We start from the raw sequence: 20,730 nt of genomic DNA, 5'->3' as shown, positions 1-20,730 counted from the left end.
AGCGGAGGCGCTCTCCCGCAGCAGTACGCACCCGCAGGTCGGTCACCGGTACCGGCAACGTGCGACACCGCGGGAGACGAGGTACAACTGGCTGTCAGGTAGGGGAGGAGCTGGTGCAGATGGGTCAGGGAGCAATTCCGTTCCGCTTTGAGGTGGTCAAGAAGTACCCGCCGCGGGGCCCTATGCAGCAGTACCGCCTCGCGACGGCGACAACATTCACGTGCTGCCGATGCGGCAGAGACAAGAAATCCAAGCTGACGGTCTCCATCCACGATGAGTGGAATCTCTTGTTGTGCAACGCCTGCTACGGGCGACTCCTGTCCATCTGGGAGATCAAAGCCGGAGAACTCAGCGACTCTGAACGCCATGCCGAGCTCATTCGACTCCTCGGCAGCCTGTCCGGGGAAGCTGAGGTCGAGCGAGCCCGCGCTGTTCTGCTGGCCCGTGATTCCCGATCCGTCCTCCTGTCGGCCCCTGCGCTTACGATGTTGGCGACGGCTGCCGCTGTGGCCGATGGATTTGCCGTCAAAACGGCCACGGAACTTGACTGGTCGGCTGCCGTTATCGGCTTGTGCAAGGCCGTTGAGTTGGAGGCTGTCCGGCTCATCTGCGATCCGCTGAGCACAGCCGTGTCCGGCATGGAACTGGCGGATGACCTGCGCGACCGCGGATTTCAGCGTATGGCCCAGTACTGCAAGAGCGGGAAACCCGTGGAGCTGGGCACCCTTGGCTACTTCATGCGATCCGTCGCTGGATCCCCTCGCTCGGCAACCAGCCCAATCGCGTCAGCGATGCGTACTCTCGCCAGCCGATGGCCCAGATCCGACTGGCTGTTCAAAGCAGACGGATTCCCCGAAGATGTGCGAATCCTGACCAAGAATTACAGAAACCCGGCTGCGCATACTGAACTGCTCTCTGAGGCCCAATACCGAGCATGCGCCGAACTCGTTCAGGGAACAGACGGAGTCCTCTGGAAGGTTCTCGCGGCCGTGGATACGACCCGGCGGTAGTCCGTTCGATAGCACAGTGCAGGCGACGGCCCGGTACAGATCGGCAGGATGTACAACCTCACGAAGGCGTTGGTCGGCAACCAGCTCAAGGTCGCAACGCTCCGGGGGAGTTCCTGCGGGGCGCGGCGTACAAGCTCGGCAGCGGCGCCGTGACTCTGCTCATCCTGTGGTGGGAATCCCGGCACTGAAACCGATGGTGGGCCCGGTCGCGGGGCCCACCACGTTCTCGGCAATCCTCCGTTCGTGGCAACGTGGACGGCGTTCCCAACGGAGATCGCGCCGTCAACCTCCTGGTTGACGGCGAGCCATGCCAGGGATGCGACTTGTCGGCGAGGTGCGTCGGCGCCGACTCTCTGTGCAGGGTCGGGCTACCCACGAAATGCGGTTCGCGAGGTGACGGACTGCCTCATCGGCCGCTGACGCCCTGCCGCGGGCGGCGTCAGCGGCCGCCCTGCGGTCGTGACCTCCGCGCCGCCAGGAACACCAGCGCACCGCCCGCCACCAGCAGGACGGCGGTGCCCGCCCGTAGCAGGACTCCGTCCGCGCCCGTGGCGGCGAGCCCGCCGCCAGTCGTCGTCCCGCTGCCGGTTCCTGCCCCGGAGCCGGACGGGCTCGCGCTGGCCGACGGGGACGCGGAGGCACTGGGCGACGGGCTGGACGGCGCCGCGCCGGTGGCCTTCACCGCGATCGCCACGGTGTCGTTCGCCGCGTCGTCGTCACGATTGGGGTACTGGGGGTTCTCCACCGCCCGCACGCTGCCCCGTGCGCCGGGGACGACCCGGTCGATCCGCACCGTGAACTCCTGGGTCACCGCGTCGCCCGGCCGGAAGTCCGTGCTGCCGATGACGCACGTGTAGCTCTTGGCACCGGCCTTGCCCGGTGTGCAGTTCCACAGCGGCCCGGGGTCGCCCTGCTCGTCGGGGCCGGGGACGCCGGTGATGGTGGTGCCGGCGGGCGGGGTCACCACGAACGTGCCGGAGTTGTCGGCGTCCCCCCACCGGAAGTCCATCCGGCCCGGCCCGTTGTTCCGCACACCCACGGTGATGCTCACCGTCTCGCCGACCTTGCCCTCGACCGTGTCACCGAGCGCCTCGTAGTCGGCGTGCTGGGTGGTGGCAAAGGTGCCGTACCCGGAGCCGGTGAATCCCGAGCCGGCGGCCACGGATTTCAGGCCGAGCGGCGCGCCGGTGCCGGTCTCGGGGAAGTCGGACGGGTCGAAGGAGTCGGGCGCGGTGCCGCCGACCGGCCACACGACGTAGGTGTTGTAGCCGTACATGGTGTCCTTGGAGGCGGTGTAGCGCAGCGGCGCGTCCGTCTCGTAGGCCGCGCCGGGCGCGACCGGGGTGTCGAACCGGCACCAGGCGCCGGCGTCGGGCCCGTCCGAGTAGTGGCAGTTGGAGTGGTCACGGGCGAGAGAGACGCCGTCTGAGTCCTGCACCAGCAGCATGACGCCCGTGTCGGCGGGGGATGTGCCGGTGTTGGCGAAGGCCGGGGTGCGCTCGAAGACGGCGCCGGGCGCGATGCCCTTCAGCGCCGGGTAGGGCCGGCTCACGAGCTTCGGCCCGCCGACCAGGACGTCCGTCTTCCCCTTCACGGTGGCCGCGTCGGAGGCGGTGGCGGTGTAGGTGATGGCGCCGGTGTCGCCCGCCTTGGCGGCCGCGGTGGGCTTCAGGAAGAACGGGTCGATCGACTCCTTGCCCGACAGCGGGCCCACGTCGCACCTCACCTTCAGGGTGCCGGTGCTCACGCAGTCCCCCGTGACCACCATCGTGGCCTTCCCGGCGAGGGACGACGCGTCGACCGCGACCGAGACGTCATGGGCGTCCCCGCCCGAGGCGGTGATGCCGAGGTCCAGGTTCGGGCCCTCGCCCTCGGTGGGGAGGTAGTAGTTCTCCTGGGCGTCCAGGACGAGCGTCGTTCCGGCGGCGTGCGCGGCCGGGGTTGCGAACGCCATAGCGGCGGTCGCGGCAGCGGCGGCCGCCGCTGTCCGCCATGTTCTGCGTATCGTCAGCACACTACGTGGACACGTCAGAACACCGGAAGGTTGCGCCCGAGCGTCCGTCAGCTGACGGACGCTCCGCTCTGGGGACCTTTCCAGAGCACCCGAACCAGCGACAGCCGACAGCCAGAAGTTCACCAGGAATCTGCACAGACCAGCGCTTGATCCCCACAGGCCAGAGGGCGCGTTTCAGCCCGCAGACGGCATTTGGCTGTCCTCGCAGTTCTCCATGAGGCCATCGTGCCAACAACAGCGGCTGAACACCCCACACGCCTCACATCCATTGGCTGAGGGACGGGGTGCGTCCCTCGCGATCATCGCAGTCGGCGGCCGGCTGCTGGCAATCCATCGCCGGCGGCTGCCGCCGATGCGGGATCGCGGCGCTGCAACTCCTCGTGGAGCCGGGATGCCCTCACCTCAGCCTCACAAGCGTCATCCGATCAGTGGCCACGCTGAAGACGCTCCGTGAACAGAAGGGGAACCGAAATCCACGGGCCGGTGGCCATTCAGGCGAGCGGACCGCACTCCGCCCAATGGAGCTGCGCCGACGGTATTTTGAGCGGACGTCAATCTGGCATTTCAGGGGGTAGTTGGTCATGCGCAGAATCATGAAGATCAGAATCATGGGGATGTCAGCCATCGCCATGGCCGCCCTGGGAGCGACTTACGCGGGAGCCACTGCGAATGCCTCGCAAAGGGTCGCCGCCGCCTCCGCCGCTCCAGGCGATGTCTACAAGGCGACGGCAGTGCACTCCATCGGGACGACGGACACACAGGTCGTCGCTCTGTCGCTTCCTGCCGGGACGTACACCCTCACCGGTTCCGCCTTCCTCATCTACGCCGACAAGGGGAATTGCAGGGTCACCGGTGGCCCCAACATGGCCACGCCTCGCGGCAGCGGCTACAACGAGGCTTCGCTGAGCGCCACGGGGACGGTCACTCTGGCGGCGGCGGGAAAGGTCCAGCTGCTGTGCAACAGTGAGAAGGCCCTTGCCGCGCCACAGGATCCCGCGGCCAACGGCACGCTCGTGGCCACCAGGGCCGGGCTTTTCGTCGATCAGGGAACCGGCGCGTAGTAGTCCCCGGGCGCCGCAGCCACACTCCAGTGACGCCAGCGCGGTGCCGAGGCGTCCGCCGACATCTCGGCCGTGTCAGCGCGCTGGCACACCGCCACCGGCAGGCGGGTCTGTCCCTCCAGGCGTCCGAAGCCGCCGTGCACACCGCACAGCGACGCGCCCCGCCGCTGGTGTCTGGGCTCACCACGGTGCGGCACCTGGAGACCGCCTGAGCCCTCGTCTCGGCCACCAGCCGGTGCTCGCCACCGCCGTCACCGAGCCGTTCGGTGCCTCCAAGGCTGCCGCGTAGGCCGGTTATGAGCCGGTCATTTCCCGACGCCGTGGGCGAGGAGCTTTCGGCGGGTCTCCGCGATGGTGTCCTCGACGGGACGGGCCCGCCAGCCGAGAAGCCGCTCCGCCTTGGCGCTTGTGGCGTCGAGATCCCGGCCGAGCTGGTGCCTGAGCAGTCGCAGTTCCGGGTTCACGGTGCCCAGCGCTCGTGCGAGCCACACGGGCAGTTCGCGGTCCGGGGCCTTGGCGGCGCGTTCGCCCAGGCGGTCACGGAGGATGCGCGCGATCTCGACAACCCGCAGGCTGTGCCCGGCGGTTGCGAGGAAGCGCTCGCCGGCGGCCGCCGGACCGGTCATCGCGCGCAGATGCAGATCCGCGACGTCGCGCACGTCGACGAAGCCCATCCCGAAGGGAGGGCAGGCCGGCACCCGTCCCTCGATCATTCTGCGCACCAGGCGCAGGGACGGCGGGTCGTCGGGGCCGAGCAGTGGTCCGAGGACCCCCACGGGATGCATCACTGCCAGTTCCAGCCCGCCGCCTTCGTCCGCGACGAACTGCCAGGCGGCGCGTTCGGCGAGGGTTTTGGAGCGCTGACAGGGCGGGATGTCGCTGTCGACCTCTCCCGGGCCACCGTCGACTCCAGCCATGTCCGGGCGATGAAGGGCGGGCCGGCCACCGGTCCATCCCCGGTGGATCGAGGCAAGACCGGCAGCAAGCACCGCATTATCGTCGAGGCCCACGGAATACCGCTGGCCACGATCACCACCGGCGGCAAGCGCAACGACGTAACCCAGCTGATCCCGCTGATCGAGGCCGTACCGCCGATCCGCGGCAAGCGCGGCCAACCGCTACAGCGGCCCAGGCACCTGTACGCCGACCGCGGCTACGATCACGACCTCTACCGCAACCGGGTGCGCAGATTCGAGATCACCCCGCATATCGCCCGGCGCGGCACCGAACACGGGTCCGGCCTGGGCCTCTACCGCTGGGTCGTCGAGGGCACGATCGCGCTGCTGCACTGGTTTCGCCGATTGCCCATCCGCGGGGAGATTCGCGACGACATCCACCATGCCTTCGTCACACTCGGCTGTGCCGTCATCTGCCGGCGACGGCTGAAACCGTCGCTGTGACTCCAGTCGATGGAGCCCACAGATCGTCGCGCATGTCAGAGCGCTCTTCTGGACCGCTGTCCAATTGGATCACTGCGAGTTGTGGACGCGTTGAGCAGTGTAGATGACCGTCAGGCGCGGGTCTGCGACCTGGCCGCCGAGTTCGTCGACGAGCGAACCGAGGCGAGTGAGAAACTCCGCGCGGTTCGGCGGGGCGAGTTCGGCGATGTTCGGGAATGTGGACCACTGGTCCCGCGCGGTCTGGGCGGTCAGGATCTGATTCCATTCGATGATCTCGACTGAGACGTCGTCGAAGTAGCCGCCGGCGGTCAACTGCCTGCGCCAGCGGTCGGTGTCGAGCACGTGCGAGCGGCTGTCCCGGTAGCCAGTCTCGGCGGGCAGCAGGTCGTGGTAGACCTCATCGAGCCGGTCGCGGAAGATCGTCGGCCGCTTGGCGTCGCCGAACTCGTTCCACCATGCCGCCAGCCAGCCACCCGGACGCACCAGCCCGGCGATCTTCGCGGTCGATGTGGCCGGGTCGAGCCAATGCAGCGCTGTCGCCGCCACCGCGAGGTCGAATCCGCCTGGCAGGTCTGCGGACTCAAAGTCGCTGACAGTGATCTCCAGCCGGTCGCACGCGAGATCGGCGGCGAGGATCGCGGCCAGGTTCTCGCCGGGCTCGACCGCGACCACGTGCGCGCCGGCCGCCAACAACGGCTCGGTAGCGAGGCCCGTCCCGGCACCGATCTCTAGCACCCGCGCGCCGGGCCGCAGTCCGCACCGCTCTGTCAGCAGGTCGAAGATCGCGTCGGGGTAGCGTGGTCTGCCCCGTTGGTAGGTCAGCGCATCGGCGTTGAACGACATCCGTCGAGCCTCGCGCGTCGTGTCAGACATCATCGATCCGTCAGTCACGGCAACATCCCGGGCAGCGCTGGTGTCGAGGTTGGATTCTTGATCGTCCATTCCGACAGTCTGCCCAGTTTGGCCTGCGGAGCTACAGGAATTTCACCCCGTCGACGTGGCCGCGCGAGTACCGTGCGCAGCCAAGCCGCGCTCATTTTGTTGCGAGTCGTAAAGCCCAAAAGACCGTAACCTGAGGCGAAAGTCCGGGAGTTCAGAAACATCGACGGTGTTGAACCCATGAATGAACCAAGTGTGGTGAGCCGATGACGGACTTAACTCAGGGGGCGGTCTGCCCGGCTCGGGTCGCGGTATCGATGGAACGCCTCGCGGGCGTCTGGGACGAACTTCTGCTGCTGTACGAGGGACTCGAGCCCTGGCTCGGTGAGCCAGTCGTACCAGGCGACTTCCTGGACATTCGGCCGGACGGGTGCCGTGATGACGACCTCGTGCAGTCCGAGCCAGTAGGGACTGATTGCCCCCGCGCACAGAAATTTGAGCACGAAGCGGGGGGCGGCATGAACGCCTAGTTCCTCTGACAACTCCCGGGCTGCCGCCTCCTCGTACGATTCGCCGACATCCGCGGCACCACCAAGCATCCAGTTGTAGTGACCAGGGAAGCGGGACGAATCGTCCGGGCGGCGATGAACAAGGAATCGTCCGTCTTCGTCGCGGCACACGATTGTGGCGATGCGATGCAGCCAGCCCTGACGAATCGCTTCGGCTCGGTCAACCACTCCCAGCACCTGGTCCTGCTCGTCGACGCGCTCAACCAGTTCGCCCATGGGCCACACGATGCCAGGGACTGCTCGTGGCGGAGTCAGCGGGTTCTGAGGTGGCGCAGGCGGGCACGAGCATGGCGGAGCCATTTGGCCTCGGAGGTGAAGCCGAGTATGGCCTGCATCGTGGCGAGGGTTGGTGGGGATATTTGAATCTCCCCGGGCGTGATCTGCTTGCGGGGCAAACCTGCTCGGGTTGCTTCCTCACCCTTCGGGCGATCTTGTTCGGTGTGTCGGGCTGGAGCCAGCCCGTGGTGGACAGCCTGCGTGTGCTCAAGGTTCGGCCTGTTCGGGGGCTCGGATGCTCACGCGGGAGGAAGACTGGACGCGCATGCTCTACGTCGCCAGGGGTGGACGATCTCGGCGCTCGCCCGGCATCTGGGCCGCGACCGCAAGACGATCCGCGCATATCTGAATGGCGAGCGGGTCGCGGGGCCAGCGCCGTCAGGCCCGGACGCGACGGCCGGATCCCGCACCGCTGGATCGACAACATCACCATCAGCGACCTCGTCCCCGGGATCGACCCGGTCCTCCGCACCTTCTCCGCGACCGACCACGACTGACTGTCCCTCACCGATCGCCAGGGCCCGACGACCTTCGGGCGCCGGGCCCTCAACATCGCGCCGAAAGTCGCGTCGGTCTGGCCACGTCAAAGGAGTGGGAGCACCTCGGCCAGTGCGCCGGGACGCCGGTCCACGGGCAAGGGATCGACCAGGTGGACCTGGCACCCCAGCTCGGCAGCGCCGACGTCCGCAACAGGCTCGTCTCCCACCATGAGTGCTTCGCCGGGCGTCACTCCGAGCTTGTCGCAGGCCATCTGGAAGATCCGGGGATCGGGCTTCTTCACCCCGCACTCGAAGGAGAGGAAGTAGGCGTCCACAAGGTCATCGACACCGTGGTCGCGGAAGACAGGGCGCATGTCCCAGCCGATGTTGCTGACGACAGCGACCGGGATGCCTCGCCCACGCAGGGCGCGGAGGGTTTCCTCGGTGTCGGGATAAGGCAGCCATGCCCCGGGCACTTGGGAACGTTCGTACAGGGCCTCGGCCAGGTCAGCCGCAGGCAGCTTCGCTTCCCGGGCAAGGGCTGTGAAGGCAGGCCGGTGTCGTTCGGCGGTCAGGTCGCGCTCCCGCCACAGTGCCTCCAGATGGGGCGGCACTGTGTGCGGAGGAACCCCTCCGGGCTGAGCCCCGAACTCTTCCAGCCGGCTGACGCACGCGTCGAGTTCACCCTCGGGCACGTCCAGACCGGCCTTCGTTGTCACCGCGCGCAGCCACTGCGCGGCCGATTCGATCCGGAAGAGGGTCCCGGAGAAGTCGAACATCACACCCTTGATCATGCAGTCGATCCTGGCTGCGCCGACGAGCCGGCCGCAAGCCCAAGACGATCAAGATCTGCAACCCGAGCGATCCGCCACGTCCTCAGATCCTTGATGTCCGAATCAGCTGAGGAACAAGATCTGCGCTGGTCGATTTCAAGAATCGCCATCAGGGTGATCGGGTTCGGCATCGCTCAGGCGGGGCGTAATGCCGACCGGCGGGCGCCACGGCACCAGCCCAGGATGCTCCTTCAGGATGTCGTCGGTCGTCGCATAGAGTGCCTCGTTCTCGTCTCCGCAGGCACACCTTGGGCCACACCACCAGGAGGAACCAGTGTCATACCCGCAACTGCTCACCCCCGAGGAGAAGCTCGCCGACGCGAAGAAGCAGCTGAGCCTCCCGCGTATCGTCGTGATCTGCGGCTCCACCCGCTTCATGACCGAGATGAACGAGGCCGATCTGCGGGAGACCAAAGCCGGAAGGATTGTCGTCAAGCCGGGCTGTGACATGAAGTCGCCGCACGAACTTTGGTCCGATCCTGTCGAGGCCGAGGCGCTGAAGGCTCGACTCGACGATCTGCACCGGGCGAAGATCCGGCTCGCTGATGAGGTGTTCGTAGTCGGCGACTACATCGGAGACAGCACCCGAGCCGAAATCGCCTACGCCCGGTCGCTGGGCAAGCCCGTGCGGTTCACGCACCCCGGAGTCGACCCTGACGCCTGACCGCCCGCTGCCACCTCGACAACCATGGCCGGCAGCCCGCCGTCTGACCGTCTCGCGGTGGCTTCGTCCGCTGCCCACCCCACACCCTCCGCAGGCATCCCTTGGAATTGATCATCTAGGGAGTGTCTCCCCGATCTGGGTATCTCACGTGATCGGGCAGTGCAGCCCTTACGCTGCGGGAATGCAGGAGTTGACGTTACGCCTCCGGGTGGCCGCCTATGTGTTGCGACGCCGCGCGGGACGGCCGGTGGAGCTGCTGGTGTTCGACCACGATGCAGACCTGCCACCCGGCACGCATGTTCCGGCAGGGGGTGTGGCACCAGGGGAGCCTCTGGAAGAGGCTGTGCTGCGGGAAGTGGCAGAGGAGTGCGGGCTGGCATGCGTCCGGGTCCTGCGGCCCGTCGCTGAGGAGCACACCCCGCACCCGATCCGCCGCTTCCCCCGCCACACCACCTTCTTCGAACTGGCAGTGGAAGGCGACGCAGATGTCCCGGATGCGTGGGACCACCGTGTGACGGGCGCAGGTCGCGACAACGGCATGACGTTCCATTGCCGCTTTGAGCCACTGCCCCTGGCCTTCGGCTTGGCGGATGGTCAAGACGCCTGGCTGGATCGTCTGGACGTATGAGGCACCCCGCCCAGAGGCCCCCACGGCTCCCTTCCGGACCGTGTGTTGCCCGACATGCTGCATGAGCACGTCGGCGTCACTGCCGTTGTGGACGCAAGGGAATGTGAACACCCCTGCGGCCGCAGGCCGCAGGGGTGTTTGGTATTCACGGTGTCGGCTCCGTGTTCACGGTGTCGGCAAGAACAGTGGGGCCTTGGGACTTGGCTCCGTGCAGGGAGCCGGTGTGCAGGCTGCCCGGGACTGCTGGAAGACTGGACGCCTGTGACACATTCTGATCTTGCTCGCCGTATCCATGCTGTCTCTCATCTGGCCGGGGATTTCACGCTCCGGTCTGGACGTACTGCCACGGAGTACTTCGACAAGTACCGCTTCGAAGGCGATCCCGTCCTGCTGGACGAGATTGCCCAGCGGATGGCTCCGCTGGTGCCGTCGGACACGGAGGTGCTTGCCGGTCTGGAGATGGGCGGCATTCCGGTGGTGACCGCGCTCGGCCGACACACGGGTCTGCCCTGTGCGTTCGTGCGCAAACAGGCCAAGCCGTATGGCACGTGCCGTCTTGCCGAAGGTGCCGACGTCGAGGGTCGTCGTGTGCTGGTCGTTGAGGATGTGGTCACCAGCGGCGGACAGATCGTGCTGTCGACCGCGGACTTGCGTGGGCTGGGGGCTCAGGTGCATGAGGCTCTGTGCGTGATTGACCGTGAGCAAGGCGGTGCTGATGCCCTCGCGGCAGAGGGCATCAGGCTGTTGTCGTTGCTGACGGCAGCGGATCTGCGGGCCGCTGCCGCCTGACCGGCGCGAACTGGGGACTCTGTCGCGGGGAGCTCACGGTCTTGCGTCCTCGAGAAGACACCCACCGCATCGTCCGTCGTATCGACTTCCGACGTGCTGTCGGCCGCCCGGTTCCTGCAGCAAACACCACCGCCACGGCTCGCACGTCCTCGCCCTGCACCGATCCCGCCCGCGCCACCCACCTCCTGCGCGCCCTCCTCGTGTTGACGAACCTCGACGCCATCACTGCCGGATGAACCACACGACAGATGAGGACGTCCGCGCACCGCGTCGTGGCTATTCGCCCAGCAGAAGGATCTCCAAGAACTCCTGCGGGGCATCCCTGCAGACGTCGTGGCCGCTGACCAGGGTGTGGACACGCCAGGTTGGATCGTTGGCCAGTCGGTCGCGGACGGTGGTGAAGGGCGTGCCGGCCCACCCGGACAGATACACGTAATCCCGGGTCTTGACGTCACGCAGGCCGGCCGCGTCCAGCCGGATCCGCTGGAGGAAAGAGGCCAGTGGATGTGCGGTCACGCGCGGGTCGCTGCCGGACGGCGGTTGGACCGCGTAACCGTCCGCCGCCGCACCGTCCAGGAACCGGCTGCGGTAGGCATCGGTGGTCAGGTCCCAACAGGACTGGCCGTCCTCGGGTACGTAGGCGTCGCAGTAGACCAGGCGGCGCACCACGCCGGAAGGGGCGCGGTCGGCGGCACCACTGATCACCATGCCGCCGTAGCTGTGCCCGACGAGAACAGCGTCGCTGACCTCCTCGGTAGCGAGTACGGCGAGCACGTCGTCGATGTGGGTGTCGAGATTGACGTTGGCCGAGTTCAGGTGGGCGCGGTCGCCGACACCGGTGGGTGTAACGGTCAGCGCCCGGTGTCCGGCGGCGCGCAGCCGGTCGGCCAAGCCGGAGAAGTACCAGCCGCCGCGCCAGCCGCCGGGAACGAGAACGAAGGTCGTCATGCAGGCATGAACGATGCCCCCATGACGCTGATTCCTTCACGGCATGGGCAGTTCGCAGGAGTCCTGCTCGTCCTGACGGACCTCGACGCCACCACTGCCAAGAGATCTACCCGTTGGACATCCGCCCACGACCGGTCCGAGCGTCCTGAACCGACGCCACACCAGCTCCTTGACCAGCTACTTCAAGACGGCGCAACTTCATTGATGACCAGGCCTTAAGGGGTGGTCGGCGGGCTCGTGTGCACCCCGAGGTTCACCTGCCGCCCGACTTGATCCATGGCCATTTCACGGTGCAGACCACGGCAGGGGCGAAACGAGCATGGCCAGCAGCCACAGGCCCACGCTCGCTGGAGAGCAGATGTAGTAGCGCCAATGCTCTGGCAGGGGCGACGGCGCAAGCAGGAGCAAGATCAGCGTGGTCCATGTGGCCGGCACGACTGCTGCCGTGCGTGCTGCGGTTATCCCCATCGCCCCCTCAATGGTGCGTCGCGCAGGTGCGGACGCGGTCCCCAGGGGCCGGCCGAGGGGCGCTCGAAGCGCCCCACAGCCGCTCCCAACTACCTTGCAAAACCTGGGGTGGCTGCCCGTACGGATACCAGGATGCCTCCGGAAGGAGCCGGCGCTCTCCCGGGAGGCGCCGGCATCCCTGTCGGTGTCGGGTCAGCTCGTCACGCGGAAGGTGGCGTCACTGCGCGCCGTCGCGGTGGTGATCGGGTCGAGGCGCAACTCGTAGGCGTAGTGGCGGATGTAGCGGTCGGGGTGGTTGTACGACTGGAACGACGACCAGGTGGAGTCGGCGAGCCCGGCGACCTGCCGGAAGGTCGCGTCCGCGGCGAACTGGCTGCTGCCGTCGTTGTGCACGAGTTGGAAGTCGTAGTTGGCGTGCCGCAGGAAGTAGCCGGGGTAGTTCACCGATTCGAAGGAGACGGTGCCGGTGCCCGCCAAACCGGGCCGCAGCCGGAACTGGGAGTCCTCGACGGGGCTGACGTTCGGATCGATGCGCACGTCGAAGTTGGTGTGGTGGACGTAGCGGTCCTGGAAGTTGAACGACTGGAGCCGGTTGGCCGGGGTGTTGGGCCAGCGGGCGAGGACGCGGCTCTCCTCGGCGGCCGTGAGGTTCATGATCCAGCCGTGGCGCTTCTTGGTGCCGCCCATGTTGTAGCTGGTCGACGCCAGCTGCTGGTAGGCGGCGGGGTTGGAGGGGTCGGTCGTGGTGACGGGCATGTAGCCGCGGTTGGTGGCGTACTGGTCGAGGTAGAGCGCCCACTTGTTGGTGCCGTTGAACTTCATCCACATCGGGCCCTCGACCATCGACCCGGTCAGGCCGATGCCGGAGAGGTCGCCTAGCTTGGTCCAGGTGCCCAGGATGGAGTTGCTGCCTTCGAGGGTGATCTGTCCGTCACCGGAGGCCCGCACATAGCGGTAGTTGCCGACGCCCGGGGGCACTTCGATGATCTGGGTGTCGATGATCTCCTGGGTGCCGGGGCGGTCGATGTACAGCTGGGGGGTGGTGATGGTGCGGAAGTCGCTGGTGTGGGCGGCGAAGATGCGGTGCTTTTTGACGCCGTTGAACGGGACGTTCGTGGCCCAGTACAGGACGTAGTCGTTGCTCTCGGGGTCCCAGATCGCTTCGGGTGCCCAGGCGTTGCGGCCGTCGGGGATCGCGCCGGCGACGTTGAGCAGCCACGGCTGTGACCAGGTGACCAGGTCGGTGGACTCCCACACGACGAGGTTGCGGCTGCCGTTGTTGATGGCGGAGTTCCAGTCCTGGCCGCAGCTGATGCACAGGTCGGTGGCGATGATCCAGTATTTGCTGCCGTCGGGGGACCGGACGAATGCGGGGTCGCGTACGCCCTTGGTGCCGACGGTGGAGCGCAGGACCATGCCGCCGCCGTTGAGGTCGTTCCAGTGCAGGCCGTCGGTGCTGTGCGAGAGGTACATCTGCTGGTTGGTCGCTCCCTCCCCGGTGAAGTGCACCATCAGGTAGCCGGGGTCGGCTGCCGCTGCCCGGTCGGGTGCGGTCAGGACTTGGCCTGTGAAGAGGAGGCAGGCGGCGGCCAGTAGCGCCGACAGCCGGGAGAGAAGAGTGCGCATGTACGTTTCCTGTCTTTCTGCGGGTGCCACCAGCGGGGGCGGTGCGGTGGTGGCGGTAGCTCGCTCTCGGCGTCGACGGGACCGACGCGGCCACCGCACGACGCGGAACGCAGTGCTGCGCCGGCATGCTGTTCTCGTGGGACTTCTGCTTCTGCGGTCCTTTGGCCGGGGGGACGCCTCGTAGACAATCCTTCCGAACGACGCCAGTTGTCCGAAAAATCGAACGATGTTCGTAAGATCGAGCAGACGTTAAGTGGGGGGAACTGGACGCGTCAATACTTTCGACATACGTGGTTTCCGGGGGCATGAAGGGGCGGGGTGCGGATTTCTGATGTGTTTCCGAGGGCGTGCGCGAAGTATGGACACCCGCACAGGCGGCTCCCAACTTCCCTTCAGCGCGATCCGGTTCGATGAGGGAGCGTCACGTGCCTGTCGCATCCCGAGTCATGGATGACCAGCGCGGTGACCCTGATCCAGGCGCCTGCCTGCGCAGGGGACCCGCGTCCGCGACTGACGGCACCGGGAACTGGATCGCCCACTACGCCAACAACTCCGCGGACTGCGGTACGACCGACGGCACGGACCTTCGGCAGTGGCCCTGGCTGAACGACGACTGCCGGCAGTGGTGGCTGATGCCGGCCACCTGACCGCCGTTCAGCCCACACGCCACCCGGGCCCGCCGGGACCCGGGCGTCACCCACCCACTTCCTCGGGAGACCTCATGCGCATGTCCCGCATCCTTGCTCCGCCCGGACACGACAGCAGGCCCGGCCCCCCGGGACGCCGCCGTATGCGCAGAACCACCGCGCTCGCCGCGCTGAACGCAAAGCCGCTCACTTCCTCGCCTTCGCGAGCATCGCCTGCACCATCATCTGCTACCGCAGACTCGAGTCCGGGAGGAGCTGAGTGCGCGCTCAGGTGTTGGCAGGCCCGTAGTGGAGGGTGCCATCTTCGGGAAGCAGGTATCCGATGCCTCGCTCCTTTGGCATCTGGCCCGCCAGGGTTGCAGCGTCCGAGCAGCCGGAGACCTCGAACCCGACGACCCCCAAGCTGAAGGCCGCTCTGGTGAACGTCTCCTTGCCGATAGCGGCCAGCCAGTCGTCCGTCACGTCGGATCGGAAGAAGGGCCGGCCGTCCCAGTAGGCCAGACCGGCGTTGTCCAACGCACCGACGGGGACGTAGAAGTCCAGCCAGTCACTGCTTTCATCACCGCCCCGGACAGCCACACAACCGCAGACGACCAGTTGGCCTGTCGGCAGGCGGACTTGACCGTGGAGGTGTCCGAACTCGGCCAGTGATCCCACGGTGCAGGGCACGGGATCCTGTTCCTCAGGTTCATGGTCTCTCTGCCCGAAGCACCCGTGCACGTCGGCGGCGGACCACAGAGCACTCAGGACGGCCTGAATCTGGGCATCGTCACTCGACCCGACCTCTATGGCCAACTCGTAGTAGCCACCGGACCAGTTGGTCTGGTCCCGGAAGGCGGCAGGACTCGTCATGGCATGATCATGCGACACAGCCCTCCTTCAGGACCACCCGCATTCAGGCGCGCCGCCGGACCAAAATGAGATGGCTTCTAGATCCCTGTGCCGCTGGCGGCGGATCGCGTTGCGGGCTGGCCCGGGGCGGCCGTGAACGGCGTGGCGCCGGTCGCAGCGACGGAGAGGTCCCAGAGCCGGGCGGCGCCGTCGGGGTCGACGGCGTACGCGCGGACGCCGCCTTCGTCCATGGGAGTGTCGGGGGCGGAGACGCGGGCGATGTCGCAGTCCTCCAGGTAGAGCCCGCCGCGGCCGTCGAGGAGCGGGGACGTGGCGGCCCACAGGCCGGTGGCGGCGCCCTGGGCGGGGGTCTTGAAGTCCGCGCCGACCACGTTGCCGTGCTCATCCACCCAGCCGCGGTCGATCTGTTCCTGGAGGGCCATCTCGCGCTGGAGACCGGTGATGATCTTGCCTGGATGAACGGCGAACGCGCGGACTCCATCGCCTTGCCCGAGGGCGTCGAGGTGCACGGCGAACAGGGCGTTGGCGGTCTTTGCCTGGCCGTAGGCCAGCCACTTGTCGTAGCCGGTGCGGAAGTGCGGGTCGTGCCAGCGGATGCCGGTCAGTGTGTGTCCGGCGGAGCTGTTGACGACGACCCGCGCTCCGCCTGCGGCGGCGAGGAGCGGGTAGAGCTCGCAGGCGAGCATGAAGTGTCCGAAGTGGTTGGTGGTGAACTGGCCTTCCCAGCCGGGCCCCACACGTCGCTCCGGGGTGGCCATGACTCCGGCAACGGCCATCAAGAGGTCGAGCCGGTCGAGACAGCCGCTGATGTGCGCAGCGGCAGAGCGGACACTGTGGAGGTCGGCCAGGTCCATGGGGATGACCTTGCAACCCTTCACCTCTTGGAGAGCGGCACGGGCGACGTCAGGGCGGCGGGCGGGAACGACGACCCGGGCTCCGGCGGCCGTCAGAGCCCGGGTGGTCTCCAGACCGAGCCCGGAGTAACCCCCGGTCACCACAGCGGTCCTGCCGAAAAGGTCACGGTCGGCCACGATGTCCTCAGCGGTGGTGACGGCCGAGAAGGGCGAGCCGAGTGGCTGCTGATCAGTAAAGGTCATACCGCTGACGTTAGGATCTAGAGCGAGGTCTAGATCAAGTCCAGGAGTGAGCGGCATGACGACCACCGAGGCTGCCGCGCAGTCGCTGAGCATCGGCGAGGTGGCCGAGCGGACCGGACTGAGCGTGCACGCTCTGCGCTTCTACGAGCGCGAGGGTCTGCTCGTCGGGCCGGTCCAGCGCACATCGGGCGGCAGACGGCGGTACACCTCCTTCGATGTCGACTGGCTGCTGATCTGCGTCAAGCTCCGCGAATCCGGTATGCCACTCGCCGACCTCAAGCACTTCGCCGAACTGGTACGCCACGGACCGGGCAACGAGGCTGAACGCCTGAGCCTGCTCGATGCCCATCGACAGCGCGTCGATGCACAGATCCGGGCGCTGGAGGAGTGCCGGTTCCGTTATCGCCTGGAAGGTCGGCGTCTACGCCGAGCACCTCGCCCGTGGCGAAGCCGGCGGGCTCTGGGACCCGACAGCCTGAGGCAGGCGCGGGCAGTCGCGTCGGCGCTGGATCACCGGCAGACGGCGGCCGGGGAGACGCCGAACAGCGGGGCAAGCTGCCGCGTGGTCAGGTTCGTGCGGTAGTAGACCGTCGCCAAGGGGTGTGCGTGCGCGGCTGGCGTCGGTGAGTCTCACGGGAAGGAGAGCCGATCTCCGTGTTCGGGCTGGGCGCCCCCTGCCGCGCCGAGCGACTCCCCGACGCGCTGGGCATCGAGGCAGATACCGATGACCGCCTTGCCCGCCTCCATGCAGGGTCTCGAACGCCTCATGCCTCTTCCGCGGGAAGGGCCGGCCGTGCCGCGTAGCGCGTGCGCATCGCGTCGCTGGCTGCGGGGCCTGCGGGCTCCTTGATGATGCGGAAGAATTCCGGGCACGCCACGCCCAGATGAACCCCGGGGACAACCCACAGGCCACCGTGTTCCTGCGCGGCGCCTACCAGTTCTCCGGAGATGTCGGCGCCGGGCTGCTCGACGCCCTGCCCCAGGTGATGACCCTCTCGGCAGCCGACGACGACCCGCTGCGGGACGTGATCACATTGCTGTCCCGGGAGCTGGTCCGCAGCGAACTCGCCCAGCAGATCGTCCTGGACCGCCTCCTGGACCTGCTGCTCGTCCTGGCCATCCGCAGCGACTTCCGCAGCAGCGCGACCGCACCGCGCTGGTACCGGGCGGCCGCGGACCCCCCCGGCTGGGCGCCGCGCTGCAAGCCATGCACGAGAACGCGGCCCACCCCTCGACAGTCCTGAACTCGCCGCGATCAGCGGCCTGTCCCGCGCCGCCTTCGCGCGGGCGTTCCGGGACGCACTCGGCCAAGCCCCCATGCAGTACTGGACCGAATGGCGCATGACCCTTGCCCGCGACCACCTGCGCGCCGACGACCTCAGCCTGGCCCAGATCGCCGACACCATCGGCTACGGCTCGCCCTTGTACGGTGCCTGGCCCGCAGTCAGGAACGCCGGGAGCGCCAGCTGTTGCAGTTCCTGGCCGCGTGCGCAGACAATCACGCCGCTCGGCGTCCCGTCGCCGAAGCCCTGCGCGCGCTGGAGACGGTGCCGGGCGCCGCAGAGCGCCTCCGGGGCGGTCCCTCGCGCGATCAAGGTGCCGCCGGCGACGGGAACAACAAGCCGCCGAGCAGCACCCCCGCTGGCAGACGCTGTCCGTGACCGGCAATGCGACCCCCTGGCACGCCCGGCAGGTCAGCGTCGCCGGAGACCCCGTGGAGCGTTCAGCGAACCGTCACAGTGACGGCAGTGAGAACGGCTGGAGCGGTCAACTCCCGTCAGATTCCTGCCAATTGCAGTTAGATCGTCAGCGGTTCTCAAGCCATTGAGTGATCTCGCGGATGAGACGCTGGCCTGCCTCGAAGAAGTTGCCGGCGTCCTGGTCTCGCCAGCGTTCATGGTCATCTTCGGAGTGTGGCGCTGCCTCGATCATGGCTGTCCGCAACTCGTTCACCCGGGCCGCGAAGGTTGTATCCACCGAGGCGATCACCGCTTGGTGACCTTTCGTTCGGATGAGGAAGCGGGAGTTTGCTGCGTTCAGTTCCCTCTTCCAGCCGTCCTCGAAGAGCCGACGTTTCCAGGGCTTGATGGCGAGGACGGACGTGAAGAGCACATCGACCTCAGCAAGAGCGGCCTGCGCGGCGGAAACCGCGTGCTGTTGCGCGGCATGCCGACGTGCGTGCCTGTTGGTGACCGTCACAACCGCCCAGGCGGTCACCGCTGCGACCAAGCCACCGATCATGGCGCTCAGAGCGCCCTGAAGAAGATTCGCCCACCAGTCCGTCGGTCCGCTCATGCCTGTGCATCCAACACCACGGTCCCGGGTAACAGGGAGACTTTCGAGGAGCATGGCCGCCCCCCGCATCGGAGTGAACTCGCATGCCAGGATGGGCAGATGGCGATCTCTCACGAGCCCGTCATGGAGCTGATCCGCACGTCGATGAACCCCGAGAGCCGCGCCGCGCCGCGCCCCGTCGACTCGCCTGCCGGCCGCGTCGCGTCGGCGGCCGCCCGCGCCGATGCAGACGAGAACGGCACGGACCGTATCGTCCTGCTCGCCAGCGGAACGACGGCCACCGCGACCTGGCTCGCGCTCGTACTCGCGGACGCGACCGAGCAGACGGTCGATACGGCCGCGGTACGGAACGCGCAGAGGACGACATGGACCGACTGCGTGGGCGCCCCGTTCAGAAGACTGTGCAGATCGCTCTTGACCCGCCAGGCCTTCGATGCCCGGCTCGCCTGACTGGCAAAGCCCGGAAACGGCCCCCAGAGAAACCGCGCATGGCCGCTCGGCGCGCGGTGTCCAGCCGGCGGTCAGGCGCCGTCGGTCGAGGATCCCTGTTCCTGTAGGGCCGCCGCCAGCGCCTCAACGTGCCCGTCTACACGCCGTCCTGCGACAGTCCCTGTCGGGCAGGGAACGTCACAGCCAGACTCTGGTGCGCCGTGGACCGACCCGAGGTGGACGATTTACCCCCCATCGTCCCCGGCGCCGGGGACAGGAGGCGAGCCGTCCTGGTTGAAGGTGACCGGTGTGACCGTGCTGGAGTTCGCCGTGTCCAAGAACATCCGGTACAGATCCACGCCCTGGTACGCGCCGTCGGGCGCGCCGCCGATGATCTCGACCAGCGCCAGGTGGAGATGGGTGTCGGTCCCCGCGACCTCGTACACCTCGCCGAGTACGTCCCCGCGGGAGACCTGTGTGCCGACGCCCAGCCCGTCCGGGACGTTGGTGAGGTGGGTGTAGAAGCCGCCCATCTGGTCGTTGGGGGAGCGCATGAACAACTGAGCGCCGTAGACCTTGCTGCTGTCGACGGCCGGGTCATGTGGGCTGTACTTGGTGATGTGGGCGTCGAAAGCGGCGAGTACTTGCGTGCCCGCAGGGGCGCCGAGATCCATGCCGTACTGGATGTACCAGTTCGGCGACTGGTGACCTCCCGTGCCCGGCCCGCCCAGGCCGCCGGTGAAGCCGCTGGGGAACGGGTTCGACATGTCGATGGTGAATGCGGACACGTCCTGCTCCTTGTTCGAGTCACCGGCCCAACCTCGTTCCAGTCTCCAGTCCTGCCTGGTCGATGGCGACTGCAATTACCTTCCCGGGGGAGGGGATTGGTGGAATCCTGAACAAATCCTGCGGTGGCTTCTCGCGAAGGCCGCACCTATACTGGGATTACTTCCCGGCTAACCGATTTACCCGTGCTCGGGCGGTTGTGAATACCCCGTCCTGATTCCCTTAGCCGCGCTCCTGTCTCTCGGAGACTGCTATGACCTGGGCCAACGAGTCCGACACGGAACCAGGCGATGTCATCAGCATTCTCGGTGTCGACCACGACTTTTGTGATGACGTGATGCGCACGGGAGGCAGCATCGCCTGGAACGATCAAAATCCCGGGAACATCGTCAGCTCCAGCGAGGCCGTGAGTTACGGCGTGTACCCCGGCAAACACAATGACAACTTTGCCGTCTTCCCCGACGAGGAGACGGGATTCCAGGCCGTCCGTACCCTTGCCCGGGTAGGCACCATCGGGGAGATCGTCAAGAACATCCAGCAGTGCCATCGTCGGCAACAGGACGTGGCGACAAAATCGTGGGGTCCAGCAACGGCGGGGCCCAGGAACGAAGGCGGCACAAGCACGACGGGAGCAGATCCATGACCGCGACCGCAACGATTCTCGACGTCTCCTGCGTCCATGCGGCGACCGGCACCGACGCGACCGTGAACGAGGCGCTGGGCGTATTGGCCGGCAAGGTCCCGCTGAGCGAGTTCGGTGTGCGTTCCGCGGGGGACTTCGTGCAGTCGTTCCCTCAGGCCATCGCGGCGATCGACGCCGTCCGCGGGGACCCGGACCAGCTGTACATCACGACTAGCACTTCGGGCGGCGTCGACGCGGCCGTATGGCCGGGCAACGGCTCGACTGGCTCGGTGAATTCAGGCCAGACACAGCCCCTCTACTACGTCACCAACCGGGTCGACTAGGTCACGACCGTGGA

The 20,730-nt window shown here is 67.3% G+C and carries 22 protein-coding genes and 5 pseudogenes; 13 read left to right on the top strand and 14 right to left on the bottom strand.

The genetic code is table 11. The features are described 5' to 3' along the window. Positions 1 to 119: 119 nt before the first annotated feature. Positions 120 to 1,010, top strand: coding sequence for a hypothetical protein (locus ACWC1K_RS38650; protein WP_450837632.1), 891 nt, complete (start codon positions 120 to 122; stop codon positions 1,008 to 1,010). 439 nt (positions 1,011 to 1,449) lie between these two features. Here the strand turns inward: ACWC1K_RS38650 and ACWC1K_RS38645 are convergent, their stop codons facing one another. After that, complete coding sequence (locus ACWC1K_RS38645; RefSeq protein WP_450837631.1) at positions 1,450 to 2,964, bottom strand: hypothetical protein; 1,515 nt, start codon at positions 2,962 to 2,964, stop codon at positions 1,450 to 1,452. Positions 2,965 to 3,638: 674 nt separating this feature from the next. Between ACWC1K_RS38645 and ACWC1K_RS38640 the strand changes: the two genes are divergently transcribed. Next, positions 3,639 to 4,085 (top strand): hypothetical protein, encoded by a 447-nt coding sequence (locus tag ACWC1K_RS38640; protein ID WP_450837629.1) that lies wholly within the window; start codon positions 3,639 to 3,641, stop codon positions 4,083 to 4,085. A gap of 305 nt (positions 4,086 to 4,390) precedes the next feature. Here the strand turns inward: ACWC1K_RS38640 and ACWC1K_RS38635 are convergent, their stop codons facing one another. After that, positions 4,391 to 5,002 carry a hypothetical protein gene (locus tag ACWC1K_RS38635; RefSeq protein WP_450837697.1) on the bottom strand — a complete coding sequence of 204 codons (612 nt, stop codon included), beginning with the start codon at positions 5,000 to 5,002 and terminating at the stop codon, positions 4,391 to 4,393. On the opposite strand from ACWC1K_RS38635, the pseudogene ACWC1K_RS38630 reads away from it, so the two are divergent. Beyond that, a pseudogene (locus tag ACWC1K_RS38630) lies at positions 4,967 to 5,485 on the top strand (IS5 family transposase); the annotation flags it as partial. The gene ACWC1K_RS38635 and the pseudogene ACWC1K_RS38630 sit on opposite strands and share 36 nt — an antisense overlap. Positions 5,486 to 5,554: 69 nt before the next feature. On the opposite strand, the gene ACWC1K_RS38625 reads toward ACWC1K_RS38630, so the two are convergent. From ACWC1K_RS38625 to ACWC1K_RS38615, 3 genes are all read right to left on the bottom strand, one after another. After that, on the bottom strand, positions 5,555 to 6,427 hold the full coding sequence (locus ACWC1K_RS38625; protein WP_450837628.1) for a class I SAM-dependent methyltransferase: 873 nt from the start codon (positions 6,425 to 6,427) through the stop codon (positions 5,555 to 5,557). Between the two features lie 212 nt (positions 6,428 to 6,639). After that, a complete protein-coding gene (locus ACWC1K_RS38620) occupies positions 6,640 to 7,149 on the bottom strand; it encodes an NUDIX hydrolase (protein ID WP_450837626.1) in 510 nt (169 codons plus the stop codon). A 643-nt stretch (positions 7,150 to 7,792) separates the two neighbouring features. Beyond that, positions 7,793 to 8,482: an HAD family hydrolase gene (locus ACWC1K_RS38615; RefSeq protein WP_450837625.1), complete on the bottom strand. Its 690-nt coding sequence runs from the start codon at positions 8,480 to 8,482 to the stop codon at positions 7,793 to 7,795. Positions 8,483 to 8,795: 313 nt separating this feature from the next. Here ACWC1K_RS38615 and ACWC1K_RS38610 point away from each other — a divergent pair, with 313 nt between their 5' ends. The 3 genes from ACWC1K_RS38610 to pyrE all read left to right on the top strand — a co-directional run bounded on the left by ACWC1K_RS38610 (position 8,796) and on the right by pyrE (position 10,602). Continuing rightward, on the top strand, positions 8,796 to 9,185 hold the full coding sequence (locus tag ACWC1K_RS38610) for a hypothetical protein (protein WP_450837624.1): 390 nt from the start codon (positions 8,796 to 8,798) through the stop codon (positions 9,183 to 9,185). Between the two features lie 181 nt (positions 9,186 to 9,366). Further along, a complete protein-coding gene (locus ACWC1K_RS38605; RefSeq protein ID WP_450837622.1) occupies positions 9,367 to 9,813 on the top strand; it encodes an NUDIX domain-containing protein in 447 nt (148 codons plus the stop codon). 261 nt (positions 9,814 to 10,074) lie between these two features. After that, entirely contained in the window at positions 10,075 to 10,602 is a 528-nt protein-coding gene (pyrE, locus tag ACWC1K_RS38600; RefSeq protein WP_450837621.1) for an orotate phosphoribosyltransferase, read from the top strand. A gap of 276 nt (positions 10,603 to 10,878) precedes the next feature. Here pyrE and ACWC1K_RS38595 read toward each other — a convergent pair whose 3' ends face one another. Both ACWC1K_RS38595 and ACWC1K_RS38590 read right to left on the bottom strand, forming a co-directional pair. Next, entirely contained in the window at positions 10,879 to 11,550 is a 672-nt protein-coding gene (locus ACWC1K_RS38595) for an alpha/beta fold hydrolase (protein WP_450837619.1), read from the bottom strand. 660 nt (positions 11,551 to 12,210) lie between these two features. After that, entirely contained in the window at positions 12,211 to 13,644 is a 1,434-nt protein-coding gene (locus tag ACWC1K_RS38590) for a glycoside hydrolase family 43 protein (protein WP_450837617.1), read from the bottom strand. A gap of 446 nt (positions 13,645 to 14,090) precedes the next feature. On the opposite strand from ACWC1K_RS38590, the gene ACWC1K_RS38585 reads away from it, so the two are divergent. Then, the gene (locus ACWC1K_RS38585) at positions 14,091 to 14,291 is read left to right on the top strand and encodes a hypothetical protein (protein WP_450837616.1); all 201 of its coding nucleotides are present in this window, start codon (positions 14,091 to 14,093) and stop codon (positions 14,289 to 14,291) included. A gap of 267 nt (positions 14,292 to 14,558) precedes the next feature. Here the strand turns inward: ACWC1K_RS38585 and ACWC1K_RS38580 are convergent, their stop codons facing one another. Beyond that, positions 14,559 to 15,143: a hypothetical protein gene (locus ACWC1K_RS38580; RefSeq protein ID WP_450837615.1), complete on the bottom strand. Its 585-nt coding sequence runs from the start codon at positions 15,141 to 15,143 to the stop codon at positions 14,559 to 14,561. A gap of 77 nt (positions 15,144 to 15,220) precedes the next feature. Then, on the bottom strand, positions 15,221 to 16,240 hold the full coding sequence (locus tag ACWC1K_RS38575; RefSeq protein ID WP_450837613.1) for an SDR family NAD(P)-dependent oxidoreductase: 1,020 nt from the start codon (positions 16,238 to 16,240) through the stop codon (positions 15,221 to 15,223). Positions 16,241 to 16,295: 55 nt separating this feature from the next. Between ACWC1K_RS38575 and ACWC1K_RS38570 the strand changes: the two are divergent. Further along, positions 16,296 to 16,719, top strand: a pseudogene (locus ACWC1K_RS38570) (MerR family transcriptional regulator). Positions 16,720 to 16,753: 34 nt separating this feature from the next. Here the strand turns inward: ACWC1K_RS38570 and ACWC1K_RS38565 are convergent. Beyond that, positions 16,754 to 16,837, bottom strand: a pseudogene (locus ACWC1K_RS38565) (transposase family protein); the annotation flags it as partial. 33 nt (positions 16,838 to 16,870) lie between these two features. Next, positions 16,871 to 17,008 (bottom strand): hypothetical protein, encoded by a 138-nt coding sequence (locus ACWC1K_RS38560; RefSeq protein WP_450837611.1) that lies wholly within the window; start codon positions 17,006 to 17,008, stop codon positions 16,871 to 16,873. A gap of 32 nt (positions 17,009 to 17,040) precedes the next feature. Between ACWC1K_RS38560 and ACWC1K_RS38555 the strand changes: the two are divergent. Further along, positions 17,041 to 17,484, top strand: a pseudogene (locus ACWC1K_RS38555) (cupin domain-containing protein); the annotation flags it as partial. Positions 17,485 to 17,494: 10 nt separating this feature from the next. Beyond that, positions 17,495 to 17,602, top strand: a pseudogene (locus ACWC1K_RS38550) (AraC family transcriptional regulator); the annotation flags it as partial. A 47-nt stretch (positions 17,603 to 17,649) separates the two neighbouring features. Here the strand turns inward: ACWC1K_RS38550 and ACWC1K_RS38545 are convergent. After that, positions 17,650 to 17,835 (bottom strand): hypothetical protein, encoded by a 186-nt coding sequence (locus ACWC1K_RS38545; RefSeq protein ID WP_450837609.1) that lies wholly within the window; start codon positions 17,833 to 17,835, stop codon positions 17,650 to 17,652. 211 nt (positions 17,836 to 18,046) lie between these two features. After that, positions 18,047 to 18,535, bottom strand: a complete 489-nt coding sequence (locus tag ACWC1K_RS38540; protein ID WP_450837608.1) for a hypothetical protein — start codon at positions 18,533 to 18,535, stop codon at positions 18,047 to 18,049. 99 nt (positions 18,536 to 18,634) lie between these two features. Between ACWC1K_RS38540 and ACWC1K_RS38535 the strand changes: the two genes are divergently transcribed. Then, positions 18,635 to 18,985: a hypothetical protein gene (locus ACWC1K_RS38535; RefSeq protein WP_450837607.1), complete on the top strand. Its 351-nt coding sequence runs from the start codon at positions 18,635 to 18,637 to the stop codon at positions 18,983 to 18,985. 224 nt (positions 18,986 to 19,209) lie between these two features. Here ACWC1K_RS38535 and ACWC1K_RS38530 read toward each other — a convergent pair whose 3' ends face one another. Then, positions 19,210 to 19,752, bottom strand: coding sequence for a peptidoglycan DD-metalloendopeptidase family protein (locus ACWC1K_RS38530; RefSeq protein WP_450837606.1), 543 nt, complete (start codon positions 19,750 to 19,752; stop codon positions 19,210 to 19,212). A 251-nt stretch (positions 19,753 to 20,003) separates the two neighbouring features. Here ACWC1K_RS38530 and ACWC1K_RS38525 point away from each other — a divergent pair, with 251 nt between their 5' ends. Then, positions 20,004 to 20,393 carry a hypothetical protein gene (locus ACWC1K_RS38525; protein WP_450837605.1) on the top strand — a complete coding sequence of 130 codons (390 nt, stop codon included), beginning with the start codon at positions 20,004 to 20,006 and terminating at the stop codon, positions 20,391 to 20,393. After that, positions 20,390 to 20,716, top strand: coding sequence for a hypothetical protein (locus ACWC1K_RS38520; protein ID WP_450837603.1), 327 nt, complete (start codon positions 20,390 to 20,392; stop codon positions 20,714 to 20,716). Before ACWC1K_RS38525 ends, ACWC1K_RS38520 begins: the two co-directional genes overlap by 4 nt. Positions 20,717 to 20,730 lie beyond the last annotated feature (14 nt).

It is taken from the genome of Streptomyces sp. NPDC001492 (assembly GCF_053597275.1).
The sequence above is the reverse complement of the archived record's forward strand: the minus strand, read 5'-3'. Positions and strand labels throughout refer to the sequence as shown.